Annotated in this window: 17 protein-coding genes; 8 read left to right on the top strand and 9 right to left on the bottom strand. The window is 62.6% G+C overall.

Features of this window, described 5'->3' with window-relative positions; translation table 11 throughout:
• Positions 1 to 149: 149 nt before the first annotated feature.
• Together RGM2987_RS21660 and ggt are read right to left on the bottom strand one after the other, a co-directional pair.
• Positions 150 to 680 carry a cysteine hydrolase family protein gene (locus RGM2987_RS21660; RefSeq protein WP_245144863.1) on the bottom strand — a complete coding sequence of 177 codons (531 nt, stop codon included), beginning with the start codon at positions 678 to 680 and terminating at the stop codon, positions 150 to 152.
• Between the two features lie 39 nt (positions 681 to 719).
• The gene (ggt, locus tag RGM2987_RS21655; RefSeq protein ID WP_245144862.1) at positions 720 to 2,447 is read right to left on the bottom strand and encodes a gamma-glutamyltransferase; all 1,728 of its coding nucleotides are present in this window, start codon (positions 2,445 to 2,447) and stop codon (positions 720 to 722) included.
• A 109-nt stretch (positions 2,448 to 2,556) separates the two neighbouring features.
• Here ggt and RGM2987_RS21650 point away from each other — a divergent pair, with 109 nt between their 5' ends.
• Complete coding sequence (locus tag RGM2987_RS21650) at positions 2,557 to 2,979, top strand: GNAT family N-acetyltransferase (protein ID WP_245144861.1); 423 nt, start codon at positions 2,557 to 2,559, stop codon at positions 2,977 to 2,979.
• 137 nt (positions 2,980 to 3,116) lie between these two features.
• Here RGM2987_RS21650 and RGM2987_RS21645 read toward each other — a convergent pair whose 3' ends face one another.
• Positions 3,117 to 3,467 (bottom strand): hypothetical protein, encoded by a 351-nt coding sequence (locus RGM2987_RS21645; RefSeq protein WP_245144860.1) that lies wholly within the window; start codon positions 3,465 to 3,467, stop codon positions 3,117 to 3,119.
• 129 nt (positions 3,468 to 3,596) lie between these two features.
• On the opposite strand from RGM2987_RS21645, the gene RGM2987_RS21640 reads away from it, so the two are divergent.
• The 7 genes from RGM2987_RS21640 to RGM2987_RS21610 all read left to right on the top strand — a co-directional run bounded on the left by RGM2987_RS21640 (position 3,597) and on the right by RGM2987_RS21610 (position 7,635).
• Positions 3,597 to 3,932 (top strand): DUF6388 family protein, encoded by a 336-nt coding sequence (locus RGM2987_RS21640; protein ID WP_245144859.1) that lies wholly within the window; start codon positions 3,597 to 3,599, stop codon positions 3,930 to 3,932.
• Between the two features lie 238 nt (positions 3,933 to 4,170).
• The gene (tusD, locus tag RGM2987_RS21635; RefSeq protein ID WP_245144895.1) at positions 4,171 to 4,563 is read left to right on the top strand and encodes a sulfurtransferase complex subunit TusD; all 393 of its coding nucleotides are present in this window, start codon (positions 4,171 to 4,173) and stop codon (positions 4,561 to 4,563) included.
• Entirely contained in the window at positions 4,563 to 4,925 is a 363-nt protein-coding gene (gene tusC, locus RGM2987_RS21630) for a sulfurtransferase complex subunit TusC (RefSeq protein WP_245144858.1), read from the top strand. Before tusD ends, tusC begins: the two co-directional genes overlap by 1 nt.
• Positions 4,925 to 5,218: a sulfurtransferase complex subunit TusB gene (gene tusB, locus RGM2987_RS21625; RefSeq protein ID WP_245144857.1), complete on the top strand. Its 294-nt coding sequence runs from the start codon at positions 4,925 to 4,927 to the stop codon at positions 5,216 to 5,218. Before tusC ends, tusB begins: the two co-directional genes overlap by 1 nt.
• Positions 5,215 to 5,550 (top strand): TusE/DsrC/DsvC family sulfur relay protein, encoded by a 336-nt coding sequence (locus RGM2987_RS21620; protein WP_245144856.1) that lies wholly within the window; start codon positions 5,215 to 5,217, stop codon positions 5,548 to 5,550. Before tusB ends, RGM2987_RS21620 begins: the two co-directional genes overlap by 4 nt.
• On the top strand, positions 5,547 to 6,548 hold the full coding sequence (locus RGM2987_RS21615; protein WP_245144855.1) for a glycosyl transferase family protein: 1,002 nt from the start codon (positions 5,547 to 5,549) through the stop codon (positions 6,546 to 6,548). The genes RGM2987_RS21620 and RGM2987_RS21615 overlap by 4 nt, the downstream gene beginning before the upstream one ends.
• 88 nt (positions 6,549 to 6,636) lie before the next feature.
• On the top strand, positions 6,637 to 7,635 hold the full coding sequence (locus RGM2987_RS21610; protein WP_245144854.1) for a glutathione S-transferase family protein: 999 nt from the start codon (positions 6,637 to 6,639) through the stop codon (positions 7,633 to 7,635).
• A gap of 215 nt (positions 7,636 to 7,850) precedes the next feature.
• Here the strand turns inward: RGM2987_RS21610 and cysG are convergent, their stop codons facing one another.
• From cysG to ftsK, 6 genes are all read right to left on the bottom strand, one after another.
• Positions 7,851 to 9,245 carry a siroheme synthase CysG gene (cysG, locus tag RGM2987_RS21605; protein WP_245144853.1) on the bottom strand — a complete coding sequence of 465 codons (1,395 nt, stop codon included), beginning with the start codon at positions 9,243 to 9,245 and terminating at the stop codon, positions 7,851 to 7,853.
• The gene (serS, locus tag RGM2987_RS21600) at positions 9,246 to 10,526 is read right to left on the bottom strand and encodes a serine--tRNA ligase (RefSeq protein WP_245144852.1); all 1,281 of its coding nucleotides are present in this window, start codon (positions 10,524 to 10,526) and stop codon (positions 9,246 to 9,248) included. It abuts the gene before it with no gap.
• A 15-nt stretch (positions 10,527 to 10,541) separates the two neighbouring features.
• Positions 10,542 to 10,916: a fluoride efflux transporter CrcB gene (gene crcB, locus RGM2987_RS21595; protein WP_245144851.1), complete on the bottom strand. Its 375-nt coding sequence runs from the start codon at positions 10,914 to 10,916 to the stop codon at positions 10,542 to 10,544.
• Positions 10,913 to 12,238 (bottom strand): replication-associated recombination protein A, encoded by a 1,326-nt coding sequence (locus RGM2987_RS21590; RefSeq protein WP_245144850.1) that lies wholly within the window; start codon positions 12,236 to 12,238, stop codon positions 10,913 to 10,915. The genes crcB and RGM2987_RS21590 overlap by 4 nt, the downstream gene beginning before the upstream one ends.
• A 146-nt stretch (positions 12,239 to 12,384) precedes the next feature.
• Positions 12,385 to 13,008: an outer membrane lipoprotein chaperone LolA gene (gene lolA, locus RGM2987_RS21585; RefSeq protein ID WP_245144849.1), complete on the bottom strand. Its 624-nt coding sequence runs from the start codon at positions 13,006 to 13,008 to the stop codon at positions 12,385 to 12,387.
• 49 nt (positions 13,009 to 13,057) lie between these two features.
• Positions 13,058 to 15,463 (bottom strand): DNA translocase FtsK, encoded by a 2,406-nt coding sequence (gene ftsK / locus RGM2987_RS21580; protein WP_245144848.1) that lies wholly within the window; start codon positions 15,461 to 15,463, stop codon positions 13,058 to 13,060.
• Positions 15,464 to 15,589 lie beyond the last annotated feature (126 nt).

The raw sequence follows: 15,589 nt of genomic DNA, 5'->3' as shown, positions 1-15,589 counted from the left end.
TGTGGCGAGGGGATTTATCCCCGCTGGCTGCGGAGCAGCCCTTACCAGACGCCTCGCTATGCCTGGTAAACCACAGGGGCGAGTATTGGGGCTGCTTCGCAGCCCAACGGGGATAAATCCCCTCGCCACAGGGGTTGCGGGGATCCAGGTTAGAGACGAATCTCAGCCGCCGGCACCACATCAATCCGCGACACCGCGCTGCTCAGGCGCCCCAACCGATTGTTGTGGTTGGCGATGATCTGCTCCGCCGTCATGCCGTTGTCCACGGTGGAGTGGGCATCGGCCGCCAGCACCACGTCGTACCCCAGGGCATGGGCCTGACGCACCGTGGCATTGACGCAGTAGTCGGTTTGCAGCCCGCAGACCACCAGCCGATCGATCTCGCGGGCTTGCAGCAGCGACAGCAGGTCGGTCTGGTAGAACGCGTCCGGCGTGGTCTTGCGCACCCGCAAGTCATCGGCAGCGGTGAGCAAGCCGTCAGCCAGTTGCCAACCGGTCGTGTTGTACTGCAGCGAGCCCTCCAGCTCTTCATGCTGGATCAGGATCACCGTTGAATCGGCGGCTCTGGCCCGGGTGCTGAGATCGTTGATGGTGCGGATCACGCGCTGAATGTCGAAGCAGGCCTCTTCTCCCGCGCACAGTGCGCTCTGGACGTCGATGATCAGCAAGGCAGCGTTCATGAATTCCCTCTCCGAAGTGGGCGTGGATTACGCCTTCCATCAATACCCCAACGACAGCCCGGTGCTGCGACGTGGATCGTTGGCCCCGTAGAAACGATTCTTGCCCACCGGCTTGCCACCCAGCGACGGCGCGCCGACCAGGATCGCGGCAATGTGGTTGGGGTCCTGTGGGCCGGCAAACTTATGGCCCCAGCTTTCCAGGATCTTTTGCGTGTCCGGGCTGGCCGCGAAAGTTTCCAGGTTGGTCTCCTCGGGCATCCACTGTTGGTGGAAACGCGGCGCATCCACCGCTTCCTGCAGGTTCATGCCATAGTCGATCACGTTGAGGATGGTCAGCAAGGTCGCGGTGATGATCCGGCTGCCACCCGGGGTGCCGACTACCATGACCGTCTTGCCGTCCTTGGTGACGATGGTCGGGCTCATCGACGACAGCGGCGCCTTGCCCGGAGCAATGGCATTGGCCTCGCCCTGCACCAGGCCATACATATTCGGCACGCCGACCTTGGCGGTAAAGTCGTCCATTTCATCGTTGAGGATGACCCCGGTCTTGCTCGCCATCACGCCGGCACCGAACCAGTCGTTGAGGGTGTAGGTGACGGACACCGCGTTACCCCACTGGTCGACGATCGAGTAATGCGTGGTGTTGCTGCCCTCATGGGGGGCCACGCCGGGCTTGATCTTCTGCGAATCGCCCGCCTTTTGCGGGTCGATGGCCGCGCGCAGCTTGGCGGCGTAGTCCTTGTCCAGCAGATGGTCGATGGGATTCGTCACGAAATCCGGGTCACCCAGGTAGCTGTTGCGGTCCACGTAGGCGTGGCGCATGGCTTCGATCTGGTAGTGCATGCCCTGGGCCGAATGAAACCCCAGGTCCTTCATCGGGTAACCGTCGAGGATGTTCATGATCTGGCACAGCACCACCCCGCCGGAACTGGGCGGCGGCGCGGAAACGATGTGGTAGCCGCGATAGTCACACTCCACCGGGGCCAGTTCGCGAGTCTTGTACTTGTCCAGGTCGGCCTGGGTGATGATGCCTTTGTTGGCCTGGCTGGACGTCACCAGCGCATCGGCGACCCAACCTTTATAGAAGCCATCGGCGCCCTTGCTGGAGATTTCCCGCAGGGTCTTGGCGAGGTCTTTCTGCACCAGTTTCTGGCCGACCTGCATCGGCTCGCCGTTGTGCAGGAAGATGGCGCCGGAGTCGCGCATGTCCTTCTTGAACACATCGGTGGCGGTTTCCAGCAGGTCGACATCACCCTGCTCCAGGGTGAAGCCTTCCTCGGCCAGACGGATGGCCGGGGCGATCAGTTCCGCCCGTGGCTTGCTGCCGTACTTCTGCAACGCCAGTTCCATGCCGGACACAGTGCCGGGTACGCCCACTGCCAAGTGCCCGCGAGTGCTGAGGTCGGGGACGACGTTACCGTCCTTGTCCAGATACATGTTGGCCGTGGCGGCCAGGGGCGCTTTTTCGCGGAAGTCCAGGAAGGTCTTGCGGCCGTCGGCCAGTTGCAGCGTCATGAAGCCGCCGCCTCCCAGGTTACCCGCCGCTGGATACACCACCGCCAGGGCATACCCCACCGCCACCGCCGCATCCACGGCGTTGCCGCCGTTCTTGAGGACATCGACGCCGACGTGGGTCGCCAAGTGCTGCGCGGTGACCACCATGCCATTCTCGGCAGCCACTGGCGCCTGGGAGGCGGCCTGGGCGTTAAGGCAACTGAGGGTCAGGGACGTGGCGATGAGGGTCCGGGCCAAGTATTCGAACTTCATGAGTCAGGTCTCTTCTTGTTTTGGGACCTAGGCAGTATGGCCGGGTTTGCCGAATGTGCCTGTTGCGATAGTCTCGCGCAGATCATTCCCCCGCATATGGATAATGCCGATGACGCTACGAATCGAACGTACGGACGCTCCAACCGACGAAGAACGCCAGGCCATTCTCGCGCCGCTGCGCGCCTATAACACAGCCAAGACCGGCGGTACGGTACCCGAACTCGTCGCCTGGCTGGTGCGGGACGAACGGAGCGATGAAGTGGTCGGCGGCCTCTACGGGCGGGTGTTTTTCCGTTGGCTGTATATCGAGTTGCTGGTGGTGCCGGAGCAGGCCCGGGGCCAGGGGACTGGTTCGAGCCTGATGCAAATGGCCGAGGAGTACGCCCGTGAGAAGGGCTGCGTGGGCATGTGGTTGGACACCTTCGATTTCCAGGCGCCGGTGTTCTACAGAAAACACGGTTTTACGGAAATCGGCCAGATCGACGATTACCCGCCGGGCCATCAGCACTTTTTCTTCCAGAAGCGCCTGTAAATGTCTAACTGAAACACCATCCCCTGTGGGAGCGGGCTTGCTCGCGAAAGCGGTGTATCAGCTTGCAAATGGACTACTGACACACCGCATTCGCGAGCAAGCCCGCTCCCACATTCGATCGTGTTGCTCCGAGCTGTTTACAAACAAGTCGCCAACGCCGCCAACCGGCGCTTGGCGACGAAGTCGTCATGCTGGGCGTAGTAGTTCAACGTGGTGCCGTTGGCACCGGCTTGAACATCGACAAACGATTCGGCCGAGCGGGTGTACACCGTCAGGCCACCTTTCTCACCGGGTTGCAGGTAGGCGGCGGCATCGACGCCGAACACGGCTTCGTCCTGCCAGGAAAACTGCACGCACTGGGCGACGACCTGTTCGGTTTTGTCCGAGGTCAGGGTCTTGTAAGGGGCCTGGGTCCGGGCCTGGTTCATCGCCGAACCGGCGCAGCCGACCAGCAGGGTCGCGGCCAGGGCCACCGTCAACATTCGCATTGCGTTCTCTCACCGAAAAAAACCGACTGTAGCATTGCGACCCGAACCATCGCGCTGCTTTACTGAAAATTACCCGCGACAGCAGCCGGCGATTCGCGCAACCTGTGGGTCTTCAATCAAGGAGTCACCATGGCGGCAACCGAACAGCAACACGAACGGGCCCTGGAAAAATTTCTCGATGAGCGCCCACAACTGCGCCTCGAACTGGATAACCTCAACCCGCTGCTGGCCCAGGCCAAGGGTGAGACCGCCGCGCAGTACCGCGCCGAGCGCCTGCACGAAGCGTTCGAAGCCGAGGCCGAACGCCAGGGCCTGTTTGCCTGGGAACTGACCCTGCAACTGACCGCCGCCTCTGCCCAGGAGTACCAGGCCCAGCGCCTGGAAGTGCACAAGGAAGTGGCGGAAATGGCCGGGATGGATTGGGCAGAGTATTGCGAGTTGCACGGCCTCAAAACCGAACACTGAGCCCTTTTGAGAACACTGGGCCTCTGTGGCGAGGGAGCTTGCTCCCGCTGGGCTGCGAAGCAGTCCCCAATTCATATTGTCTTAAGAGGTTTTGGGGCCGCTGCGCGCCCCAACGGGAGCAAGCTCCCTCGCCACAGAGCCCCCTCGCCACACTAGAACATCATCCCAACCTCCCCGGCAATCGCCCCACCGTCCATAAAGCTTTATCATGGCCGCAGTTTTGCTGATCGGGTCTGTCATGAAGTTCGCCATCGCGCTGTTTTCCGCCGCCCATGCGCCCTCCTCGCGCCGTGCCTTGCTGTTTGCCCAGGCGGCGTTGGCGGGTGGGCATGAGATCGTGCGGCTGTTTTTCTATCAGGACGGCGTCTATAACGCCTCGGCCAGCGTCGTAACGCCCCAGGATGAACAGGACCTGCCCCAGCAGTGGCGCACGTTTGTCAGCGACCACCAGCTCGACGGCGTGGTCTGCATCGCGGCGGCGTTGCGCCGTGGCGTGCTGAACGGCGAAGAAGCCCAGCGCTACCAGCGTTCGGCCGTCAGCGTCGAAGCCCCCTGGGCCCTGTCCGGGCTGGGCCAACTGCACGATGCGATCCAGGACGCCGACCGTTTGATCTGTTTTGGAGGCGCATGATGGCCAAGTCTTTATTGCTGATCAGCCGTCAGGCACCCTGGTCCGGCCCCGGTGCCCGTGAGGCACTGGACATCGTGCTGGCCGGTGGTGCGTTCGACTTGCCCATCGGCCTGTTGTTTCTCGATGACGGGGTGTTCCAGTTGCTGGCGGGGCAAAACGCCAAGGCCTTGCAGCAAAAGGACCTGAGCGCGAACCTGCAGGCGTTGCCCATGTTCGGTGTCGAGGACCTGTTTGTCTGCGCCGACAGCGCCAGGGAACGCGGCGTCGCCACCGATACGCTGGCGCTGGACGCCATAAAAGTACTGAGCGCGGCGCACATCACCCAACTCATTGACCGTTACGACCAGGTGATCACCCTCTGATGTCGACTCTGCACGTGTTGTCTCATTCCCCCTTCGGCGACAGCCGCCTCGCCAGTTGCCTGCGGGTCCTGGGCGAGCAGGATGCCCTGCTGCTGTGCGGCGATGCGACGTATGCCCTGCAACCTGGCAGCGTGCCGTTTGACACACTGCAAGGCAGCGGACTGAAACTGTTCGTAATGGCCGAAGATATTCAGGCCCGGGCCTTGCAAGCGCCCGACTGGGCCGAAGCCATCGATTACCCGGCCTTCGTCGAGTTGTCGATCCGCCATGACAAGGTCAACACCTGGCTATGAACACGCTGAACGTAGGCGACCGTGCCATCGCGCTGGACAAGGACGGCTACCTGGCCGACCTGGAGGACTGGTCCGCCGAAGTCGCCAGCGCCCTGGCGGCCGCCGAAGACATCGAGTTGAGTTCCGAGCACTGGGAAATCCTCGAACTGCTGCGCGGCTTCTACGATGAATTCCAGCTCTCCCCCGCGACCCGGCCGCTGATCAAATACACGGCGCTGAAACTGGGCGCGGACAAGGGCAACAGTCTGCACCTGAACCGCTTGTTCAAAGGCACTCCCGCCAAACTCGCCGCCAAACTGGCCGGCCTGCCCAAACCGACGAATTGCCTATGACCGACTTCCCATCGCTGACCCTTGAAACCCCGGCCGAACATCCATTTGCCCAATTCGTGCGCATCCTTGGCAAAGGCAAGCGCGGCGCCCGCGACCTGACCCGCGACGAAGCCCGCGAAGCGATGGGCCTGGTCCTCGACGACAAAGTCGAGGACACCCAGCTCGGTGCATTCCTGATGCTGTTGCGGCACAAGGAAGAAAGCGCCGAGGAAATGGCCGGCTTTGCTGAGGCCCTGCGCGAACGCCTGGCCGTGCCGACGCTGAACGTGGACCTCGACTGGCCGACCTACGCCGGCAAGAAGCGCCATCTGCCGTGGTATCTGCTGGCGGCCAAGTGCCTTGGGCAGAGCGGCGTGCGGATCTTCATGCACGGCGGCGGCGCCCATACGGCGGGTCGGCTCTACACCGAACAGTTGCTGGGTTTTCTGCAAATCCCGCTGTGCCGCGACTGGCAGCAAGTCGGCAGCGCCCTGGACCACGGCGGCCTGGCCTTCATGCCGCTGGTGGATTGGGCACCCCGGATGCAGCGGATGATCGACCTGCGCAACACGCTGGGTCTGCGCTCGCCGATCCACTCCCTGGCGCGGATCCTCAACCCGCTGGGCGCCCGTTGCGGCTTGCAGAGCATCTTCCATCCGGGCTACCAGGCCGTGCACCGCGAAGCCAGTGGCTTGCTGGGCGACACAGCGATTGTGATCAAGGGTGACGGTGGCGAAATCGAGATCAACCCGGATGCCGACAGTCACCTTTACGGCACCCGCGGCGGCGTCAGTTGGGACGAAGAATGGCCGCGACTGTCCGAGCAGCGCCACGTCAAGCCGGAAAGCCTCGACCCCGAACACCTCAAAGCCATTTGGCGCGGTGACGTGCAGGACAGCTACCCGCAACTGGCACTGATCGCCACCATGGCGTTGGCCCTGCGTGGCCTGGGCGATACCCGCGACGAAGCGTTCGACAAAGCCCGGCAGTATTGGGACGCCCGAGACCGTTCGATTTAACCGATCATTAACCCCTAACCTTTGCGCTTTTTGTTCGAACCTATCGGAATAGACTCGCCTCCAACGTTTACGGGTCGAGGAGATCGAGATGGGTTTATTGGTCGAAGGCCGCTGGCAGGACCAGTGGTACGAAAGCAAGGACGGCACCTTCCAGCGCGAACAGGCGCAACGCCGGCACTGGATCACCGCCGATGGCAGTGCCGGACCGTCCGGCGAGAGTGGCTTTGCCGCCGAGGCCGGGCGCTACCATTTGTACGTGTCCCTGGCCTGCCCCTGGGCCCACCGCACGCTGATCTTTCGCAAGCTCAAAGGCCTGGAAGACCTGATCGACGTCTCTGTGGTCAGCTACCTGATGCTGGAAAACGGCTGGACCTTCGACAAGGCCCACGGCTCCACCGGCGACAAACTGGACGACCTGCGCTTCCTGCACCAGCGCTACACCGCCGACACCCCGGACTACACCGGCCGCGTCACCGTGCCGGCGCTGTGGGACAAGCACCAGCAGCGCATCGTCAACAATGAATCGGCGGAAATCATCCGCATGTTCAACAGCGCGTTCAACGACTTGACCGGCAACGACCTGGACTTGTACCCCGAACATTTAAGCAGTGAAATCGACACACTGAACGCACGGATCTACCCGGCGGTGAACAACGGTGTCTACCGCGCCGGATTCGCCACCACCCAGGCAGCCTACGAAGAAGCGTTCGACGGACTGTTTGCCGAGCTGGACCGGCTCGAAGCATTGCTCGCGACCCGACGCTACCTGGCCGGCGAATACCTGACCGAGGCCGACATCCGGTTGTTCACCACGCTCATCCGCTTCGACGCGGTGTATTTCGGCCACTTCAAATGCAACCTGCGACGCATCGCCGACTACCCGAACCTGTCGAACTGGCTGCGCGAGCTGTATCAATGGCCGGGCATTGCCGAGACCGTGGATTTCACCCATATCCAGCGGCATTACTACGGCAGCCACAAGACCATCAACCCCAACGGGATCGTGCCGAAGGGGCCGCAGCAGGATTTCACCGGGGCCCATGATCGGGAGCGGTTGAGTGGGAAAGGAATCTGGCAGCATCAATGAGATCGTTCCCACAGGGGATCTTCAGTGTGCCAAAGATCCCTGTGGGAGCCGAGCTTGCTCGCGATGGCGGTGGATCAGTCGACGACGATGCTGCTGATCTGGAGCGTTCGCGAGCAAGCCCGCTCCCACATTGGATCGTTGTTCAACCATGAATCTGTGGCTATACACGGCCCAGTGTGGGAGCGGGCTTGCTCGCGAAGGGCCCGACGCGGTCTTCAGGCCTGCCCCTGCGCCCCCTCGAACCACGCCAGTTTCTCGCGCAACTGCACCACTTCCCCAACGATCACCAAAGTCGGCGCGTGGACTTCATGCTCGGCCACCAACTGAGGCAAATCCGCCAGGGTGCCCGTGAACACTCGCTGATTGGACGTCGTGCCTTGCTGGATCAACGCCGCCGGGGTATCCGCCGCGCGACCATGCTTGATCAACTCCTCGCAGATCATCGGCAACCCCACCAACCCCATGTAGAACACCAAGGTCTGGGCAGGCGAGACCAGGTCTGCCCACGGCAGGTCGCTGCTGCCGTCCTTGAGGTGGCCGGTGATGAAGCGCACCGATTGGGCATAGTCGCGATGGGTCAGCGGAATCCCGGCGTACGCCGCGCAGCCACTGGCGGCGGTGATGCCCGGGACCACCTGGAAAGGAATGCCATGGGCCGCCAGTTCCTCGATCTCCTCCCCGCCACGACCGAAGATGAACGGATCGCCGCCCTTCAACCGCACCACGCGCTTGCCTTGCCGGGCCAGGTCCACCAGTTGCTGGTTGATCTGGTCCTGAGGCACGGCGTGTTCGGAGCGACGCTTGCCGACATAGACCCGTTCGGCGTCACGCCGGCACAGCTCGAGAATCGCCGGCGCCACCAGACGATCGTAAAGCACCACATCCGCCTGCTGCATCAAGCGCAGGGCGCGGAAGGTCAGCAGGTCCGGATCACCCGGCCCAGCGCCCACCAGATAGACTTCGCCCGGTGCTTGCGGCGCCTGGCCGGCAATTTTTTCCCGTAGCAGGCGCTCGGCCTCGGCGCCCTGCCCAGCCAACTGCCGGTCGGCAATCGGGCCTTGGAACACGTCTTCCCAGAATGCCCGGCGCTGCTGCACATCGGGAAACAGGCTTTTGACCTGACTGCGAAAACGCGCCGCCAACCCGGCCAGTTGGCCATAGGTCGAAGGAATCCAGGTTTCCAGCTTGGCCCGGATCAACCGCGCCAGCACTGGCGCATCACCGCCGCTGGACACAGCGATCACCAATGGCGAACGGTCGACAATCGCCGGGAAAATCACACTGCACAGCGATGGCGCGTCCACCACGTTGACCGGCACGCAGCGCTTGTGGGCGTCGGCCGAGACCTGGGCATTGAGGGGCTCGTCGTCGGTGGCGGCAATGATCAGGCCGCAGCCATCGAGGTCCGCTTCACAGTAACCGCGCAGCAGGCACTCGCCGCCGCTGCCACTGACCAGTTCCCGCAGTTGCGGCTCGATGTCGGGTGCAACCACCCGCAGCAACGCACCGGCGTCGGCCAGCAGGCGGGACTTGCGCAAGGCAATTTCCCCGCCGCCAACCACCAGCACGCGGCTGCCGCGCAAGTTGTGGAACAGTGGCAAGTAGTCCATTCAGCCGATGACCTCGATTCCGCCCATGTAGGGTTTCAACACCTCGGGCACGCGGATCGAGCCGTCGGCCTGCTGGTAGTTCTCCAGCACCGCCACCAGGGTGCGGCCCACCGCCAGGCCGGAGCCGTTGAGGGTGTGGACCAGCTCCGGCTTGCCGGTCTCCGGGTTGCGGAAACGCGCTTGCATGCGGCGGGCCTGGAAGTCGCCGCAGTTGGAGCACGAGGAAATCTCGCGGTACTTGTCCTGGCTCGGGACCCAGACTTCCAGGTCGTAGGTCTTGACCGCGCTGAAGCCCATGTCGCCGGTGCACAGCGCCAGGGTGCGATATGGCAGTTCGAGCAGTTGCAGGACCTTCTCGGCGTTGGCAGTCAAGCTTTCCAGCGCTTCCATGGATTTGGAAGGCTCGACGATCTGCACCATCTCGACCTTGTCGAACTGGTGCTGACGGATCATGCCACGGGTGTCGCGGCCCGACGCCCCGGCTTCACTGCGGAAGCACGGCGTGTGGGCGACGAATTTGATCGGCAACTGCTTGGCGTCGACGATCTCGCCGGCGACGATGTTGGTCAGCGAGACTTCGGCAGTCGGGATCAGGTACAGATCGGCTTCACCGTCGCGGCCGATCTTGAACAGGTCTTCCTCGAATTTCGGCAACTGACCGGTGCCTTGCAGCGCCGGCGCCTGGACCAGGTACGGGGTGTAGGCTTCCTCGTAGCCGTGCTCGGTGACGTGCAGGTTGATCATGAACTGCGCCAGGGCGCGGTGCAGACGGGCGATAGGCCCACGCAGCAAGGCGAAGCGGGCACCCGACAGCTTGGCGGCGGTTTCGAAGTCCAGCCAGCCGAACTTCTCGCCCAGGGCAACGTGGTCCTGCACCGGGAAATCAAAGGCCTTCGGCGTGCCCCAGCGACGTACTTCGACGTTGCCGTCTTCGTCTTCGCCGACCGGCACCGACTCGTGAGGCAGATTCGGAATGCCCAGCAGGATCGCATCCAGCTCGGTCTGGATCCGGTCCAGTTCGATCTTGCCGTTATTGAGCTCGGTCCCCATGTTCTCGACATTCGCCATCAAGGGCGCAATGTCTTCGCCGCGCTGCTTGGCCTGGCCAATGCTTTTGGAGACCGCGTTACGCTCGGCTTGCAGCTTTTCAGTCTGGGTCTGGACGGTCTTGCGCTGTTCTTCCAGCGCTTCGATGCGCGCGACGTCCAGGGCAAAGCCACGGGATGCCAGGCGGTCCGCTACGTCCTGAAGGTTGCTACGTAACAGTTTGGAATCGAGCATGTCGTTCTCTCGTAATCAAAGTTTGGTCAGGGACAGGCCGACCCAGGTGGCGAGCAGCCCGCCGAATACGCTGATGGCCGCATAGCCCAGGGCCAGCGGCACCTGCCCGCTTTCCAGCAGGCGCACCGTATCCAGTGAAAAGGATGAAAAAGTCGTCAGGCCGCCGAGAAAGCCGACCATCAGCCCCGCGCGCACCTCGATGGGCACTTCCGGGCGAATCAAAAACAGACCGTATAGAACGCCGATCAGCAGACAGCCCACGATATTAACGGCCAGCGTCGCGGTATAGAAGTACCGCGGCCAATTTGCATTGATCCAGTTGCCCGTGGCGAAACGCAACAACGTACCGGCAACGCCGCCGGCGGAGACTGCAACGATCAAGGGGATCAAGGTTTTCTCCGCTGGCGTGGGCTCAGGCGATCGAGTTGGGCCAAATGATTGAGCTTTTCGCCGATCTTCAGCTCAAGGCCCCGGGGCACCGGCTGGTAGAAGCGCTGGGGTTCCAACTCATCCGGAAAATAGTCTTCACCGGCGGCATAGGCATCGGGCTCATCATGGGCATAGCGGTATTCCTCGCCGTAGCCCAACTGCTTCATGAGCTTGGTCGGCGCGTTGCGCAGGTGCAACGGTACTTCAAGGGAGCCGTGCTCGGCGGCGCTGCGCATCGCGGCTTTGAAGCCCATATACACCGCGTTGCTCTTCGGCGCACACGCCAGGTAGGTGATGGCCTGGGCCACGGCGAGTTCGCCTTCCGGGCTGCCGAGGCGCTCCTGCACGTCCCAGGCCGACAGGCACAGGCCCAGGGCCCTGGGGTCGGCGTTGCCGATGTCCTCGCTGGCCATGCGCACCACCCGCCGTGCCAGGTACAACGGGTCGCAACCGCCATCGATCATTCGTGCAAACCAGTACAGGGCCGCATCGGGATTGGAGCCGCGAATGGATTTGTGCAGCGCCGAGATCTGGTCGTAGAACGCTTCGCCCCCCTTGTCGAAACGACGGCGCGTGTCGCCCAGTAGGCTTTGCAGCAGCTCGACATCGATCTCGCTGTTGTCTTCAGCCAGGTCCGAGGCGTTTTCCAGCAGGTTGAGCAGGCGCCGGCCATCACCGTCAGCGGCAGAAAACAGCATCTGGAAACCTTCGTCGCTGAGGCTCAACTGACGCTTGCCCAGGCCACGCTCCTCGGTCAGCGCCCGGTGCACCAGTTTGCGCATCGCGGTCTCGTCGAGGCTCTTGAGCACATAAACCCGCGCCCGGGACAGCAAGGCATTGTTGAGTTCGAACGATGGGTTCTCGGTGGTCGCGCCGATGAAAATCAGCGTGCCATCCTCGACGTACGGCAGGAAGGCGTCCTGTTGAGACTTGTTGAAGCGGTGCACTTCGTCAACGAACAGGATCGTGCGCTTGCCGTACTGGCCTGCCTGTTGCTTGGCGACTTCCACTGCCTGGCGGATTTCCTTGACCCCCGCCAGTACCGCCGAAACCGTTTCGAAGTGCGCATCCGAAACTTCCGCCAGCAGCCGCGCCAGGGTGGTCTTGCCCACACCCGGCGGCCCCCAGAAAATCATCGAGTGCAACGCGCCCTGCTCCAGCGCTTCGCGCAGAGGCTTGCCGCGAGCGAGCACATGCTCCTGACCGACGTACTCATCCAGGTTGGTCGCACGCAAGCGCGCGGCCAATGGCTGGGCAATCGGGGCGATTCGAAACAGGTCCATCACTGCTTATGCAACCTCATTTGGTCCTGCTGCCGGAGATCCATGTGGGAGCGGGCTTGCTCGCGAATGCGATGTAACATTCAACATCAATGCTGACTGATATACCGCATTCGCGAGCAAGCCCGCTCCCACAAAGGGGTCGGTGTTTATTCCTGGATCACATCCGCACCCTTTGGGATGTCGAACTTGAACTTGGACGCTGCGATCGGCTCGTTGGCCTTGACCCCGGTAAACAGGATATTGGTGCGCTGGCCGACGCTGTCGATCAGTTGCATGTCATTGACCAGGCCGTTGCGAAACGACAGGCGCAGGCTGTCGAACAGGCTGTCCTTGGTCTTGGGCTTGAGGGTGAAGTCGATTACCCCGCCCGCTTCCTTGGCGCTGATGTCGAAACTCTCGCTGATCTTGGAAATATCACCAGACAGCAGCAGCGCCGGGGTCTGGGTCAGGCGCTGGTCGAGTTTCTTGATGGTGACCTGTTCCAGGTCCGGGTCCCACAGGGAGACTTTCTGGCCGTCGGACACCATCAACTGCTCGGCCGGTGCGTCGGTGTGCCAGTAGAACAGGCCGGGACGCTGCAAGGCCATGTCGCCGGCGGTTTCCTGCAATTGGGTGCCGCTGCCGTCCAGGGTCAACTGGGAAAAGCGTGCGGTCAGGGTCTTGGAGCCGTCCAGTAGCTGGGTCAGGCGAGCCACGTCCTTTTCGTTGGCTTGAGCCGACAAAGTGGTCAGGGCCAGTACGGGCAACAGCAACATGCGAATCAGGCGCATGGGAGTCCTCATGAAGTCGTGGGGGTCGAGCGGCCAGGCCACCCGGTCGTTAATCGCGCATCGGGCCCGGCGCGAGAACTTCGCGCGAACCGTTGGTGTTCATGGCCGTCACGACCCCGGCCATTTCCATGGCTTCGATCATGCGTGCGGCGCGGTTGTAGCCGATCTTGAGCTTGCGCTGGACGGCGGAAATCGAGGCCCGGCGGCTTTCCAGGACGAACTGCACCGCTTCGTCGTAGAGCGCATCGGTTTCGGCATCGTCTTCACCGCCGCCGCCGCTGCCCTCGAAGCCGCTGCCAGCCTCTTCGACACCGTTGAGGATGTCGTCGTTGTATTCCGGGGCGCCACGCAGTTTCCAGGCTTCCACCACGCGATGCACTTCATCGTCGGAGACGAACGCGCCGTGGACCCGGATCGGCAGGCTGGTGCCCGGCGGCATGTAGAGCATGTCACCGTGACCCAGCAGTTGCTCGGCACCGCCCTGGTCGATGATGGTCCGCGAGTCGATCTTGCTCGACACCTGGAACGCCATCCGGGTCGGAATGTTGGCCTTGATCAGGCCGGTGATCACATCCACCGACGGCCGCTGGGTCGCCAGGATCAGGTGGATCCCCGCCGCCCGGGCCTTCTGGGCGATACGGGCGATCAGTTCTTCAACCTTCTTGCCGACGATCATCATCATGTCGGCGAATTCGTCCACCACCACCACGATGGTCGGCAGCTTGTGCAGCAGCGGCGCTTCGTCGTGGATGTTCTCGCGGTGGTACAGCGGGTCGCTCAAGGGCGTGCCGGCCTCTTCGGCCTCCTTGACCTTGGCGTTGAAGCCCGACAGGTTGCGCACGCCCATCTTCGCCATCAGCTTGTAGCGGCGCTCCATCTCGGCGACGCTCCAGCGCAGGGCGTTGGCGGCGTCCTTCATGTCGGTGACGACCGGGCACAGCAGGTGCGGGATGCCTTCGTAGATCGACAGTTCGAGCATCTTCGGATCGATCATGATCAGCTTGGCGTCTTCCGGGCCGGACTTGAACAGGATCGACAGGATCATTGCGTTCACCCCCACCGACTTACCGGAACCGGTGGTACCGGCCACCAGCAGGTGGGGCATCTTCGCCAGGTCGGTGATGACCGGCTTGCCGCCGATGTCGTGGCCCAGGGCCAGGGTGACCGGCGACTTGTGGTTGTCATACTCGGGCGTCGACAGCACTTCGGAGAAGCGCACGATCTGCCGGTCTTCGTTGGGGATCTCGATACCCACGGTGGTCTTGCCGGGGATCACTTCCACCACGCGCACGCTGGTCACGGCCAGGGACCGCGCCAGGTCCTTGGCGAGGTTGGCGATGCGGCTGACCTTCACGCCGGCGGCGGGCTGGATCTCGTAACGGGTAATGACCGGACCCGGGTGGATCGAGTCCACCGAGACCTCGACCCCGAACTCCTTGAGCTTGATCTCGAGCAGGTGACCGACGGCCGCCAGGGATTCAGGGGAATAATTGAGCTGTTTCTTCTCGGCCGGGTCCAGGATCGAGATCGGCGGCAAGGTACCTTCCACCGCACTGTCGACGAACAGCGGCGCCTGTTTCTCTTTCTGCACGCGCTTGCTCTGCTCCGGCGCCTTGGCCGGGGCCATGGTGATGACCGGCGGCACCTGCTTCTCGCGCTCGGACATGTGCTTGCTCAAGGCCTGCTCACGCTCGATCAGGCGCTCCTTGACCTTGGCCTGCTCACGCTTGTCCGGCACCGTCGGCGCAACCACATCATGGACGCGATCATCGACTTCACGCAGTTGCGCCACCAGCTGCTTGCGCTCGGTGCGCGCCGCCCACCAGCGATTCACGGCGCCCTGGATCAATTCGAACAGGTCGAGGGTGATCTTGCCGGTCACGTCCATGACCTTGAACCACGACAAGTCGGTGAACACCGTCAGGCCGAACAAAAACAGTGCGATGAACAGCAGCGTGCTGCCCTGGATGTTCAGGGCATTGCGGGCCAGGTCGCCGAGGCTTTCCCCCAGCGCACCGCCCGCCCCGGCCGGCAGGCCAGTGGGCGCGTGGAAATGGATATGGGCCAGCGCGGCCCCCGACAACACCAGGAACACCAGGCCGATCAAGCGCCAGGAAAACAACCAGCCGCTCCACTGCCAGGGCTCGTGGCGCTGGCGGAAGATCTGGTAAGCCTTGATCGCCAGCAGCAGCGGGAAGATGTAGGCGAAGTAGCCCAGCACCATGAACAGGATATCGGCGCTGTAGGAACCGGCCGGACCGCCGAAATTCTGCACGTCGTCGATCTTGCTGTTATGGCTCCAGCCCGGATCGTCCTTGCCATAGGTCAGCAAGGCCATCATCAGGAACAGGCACAAGGCCCCGATGGCGATCAACGCACCTTCCTTGAGCCGGTAGTGCAATTGCTGGCGCCAGAGCGGAACGACTGTTTTGGGTGCTGCGGTGGATTTCTTCAAAACGCTTCTTTTCCTGCGCCAAAGGCGCGTCCATCTGTTGAATGACATAAAAAACTGCCCATCACGAGCAGGTAAAAAAGTGAATGTGCACAACCGGTACTACTTTTACCACTGTGAGGTGCATCC

It is taken from the genome of Pseudomonas sp. RGM2987 (assembly GCF_022952855.1).
In the GTDB taxonomy this organism is placed as follows: domain Bacteria; phylum Pseudomonadota; class Gammaproteobacteria; order Pseudomonadales; family Pseudomonadaceae; genus Aquipseudomonas.
Note: the sequence above shows the minus strand (reverse complement) of the source record. Positions and strands in the feature narration are given on the sequence as shown.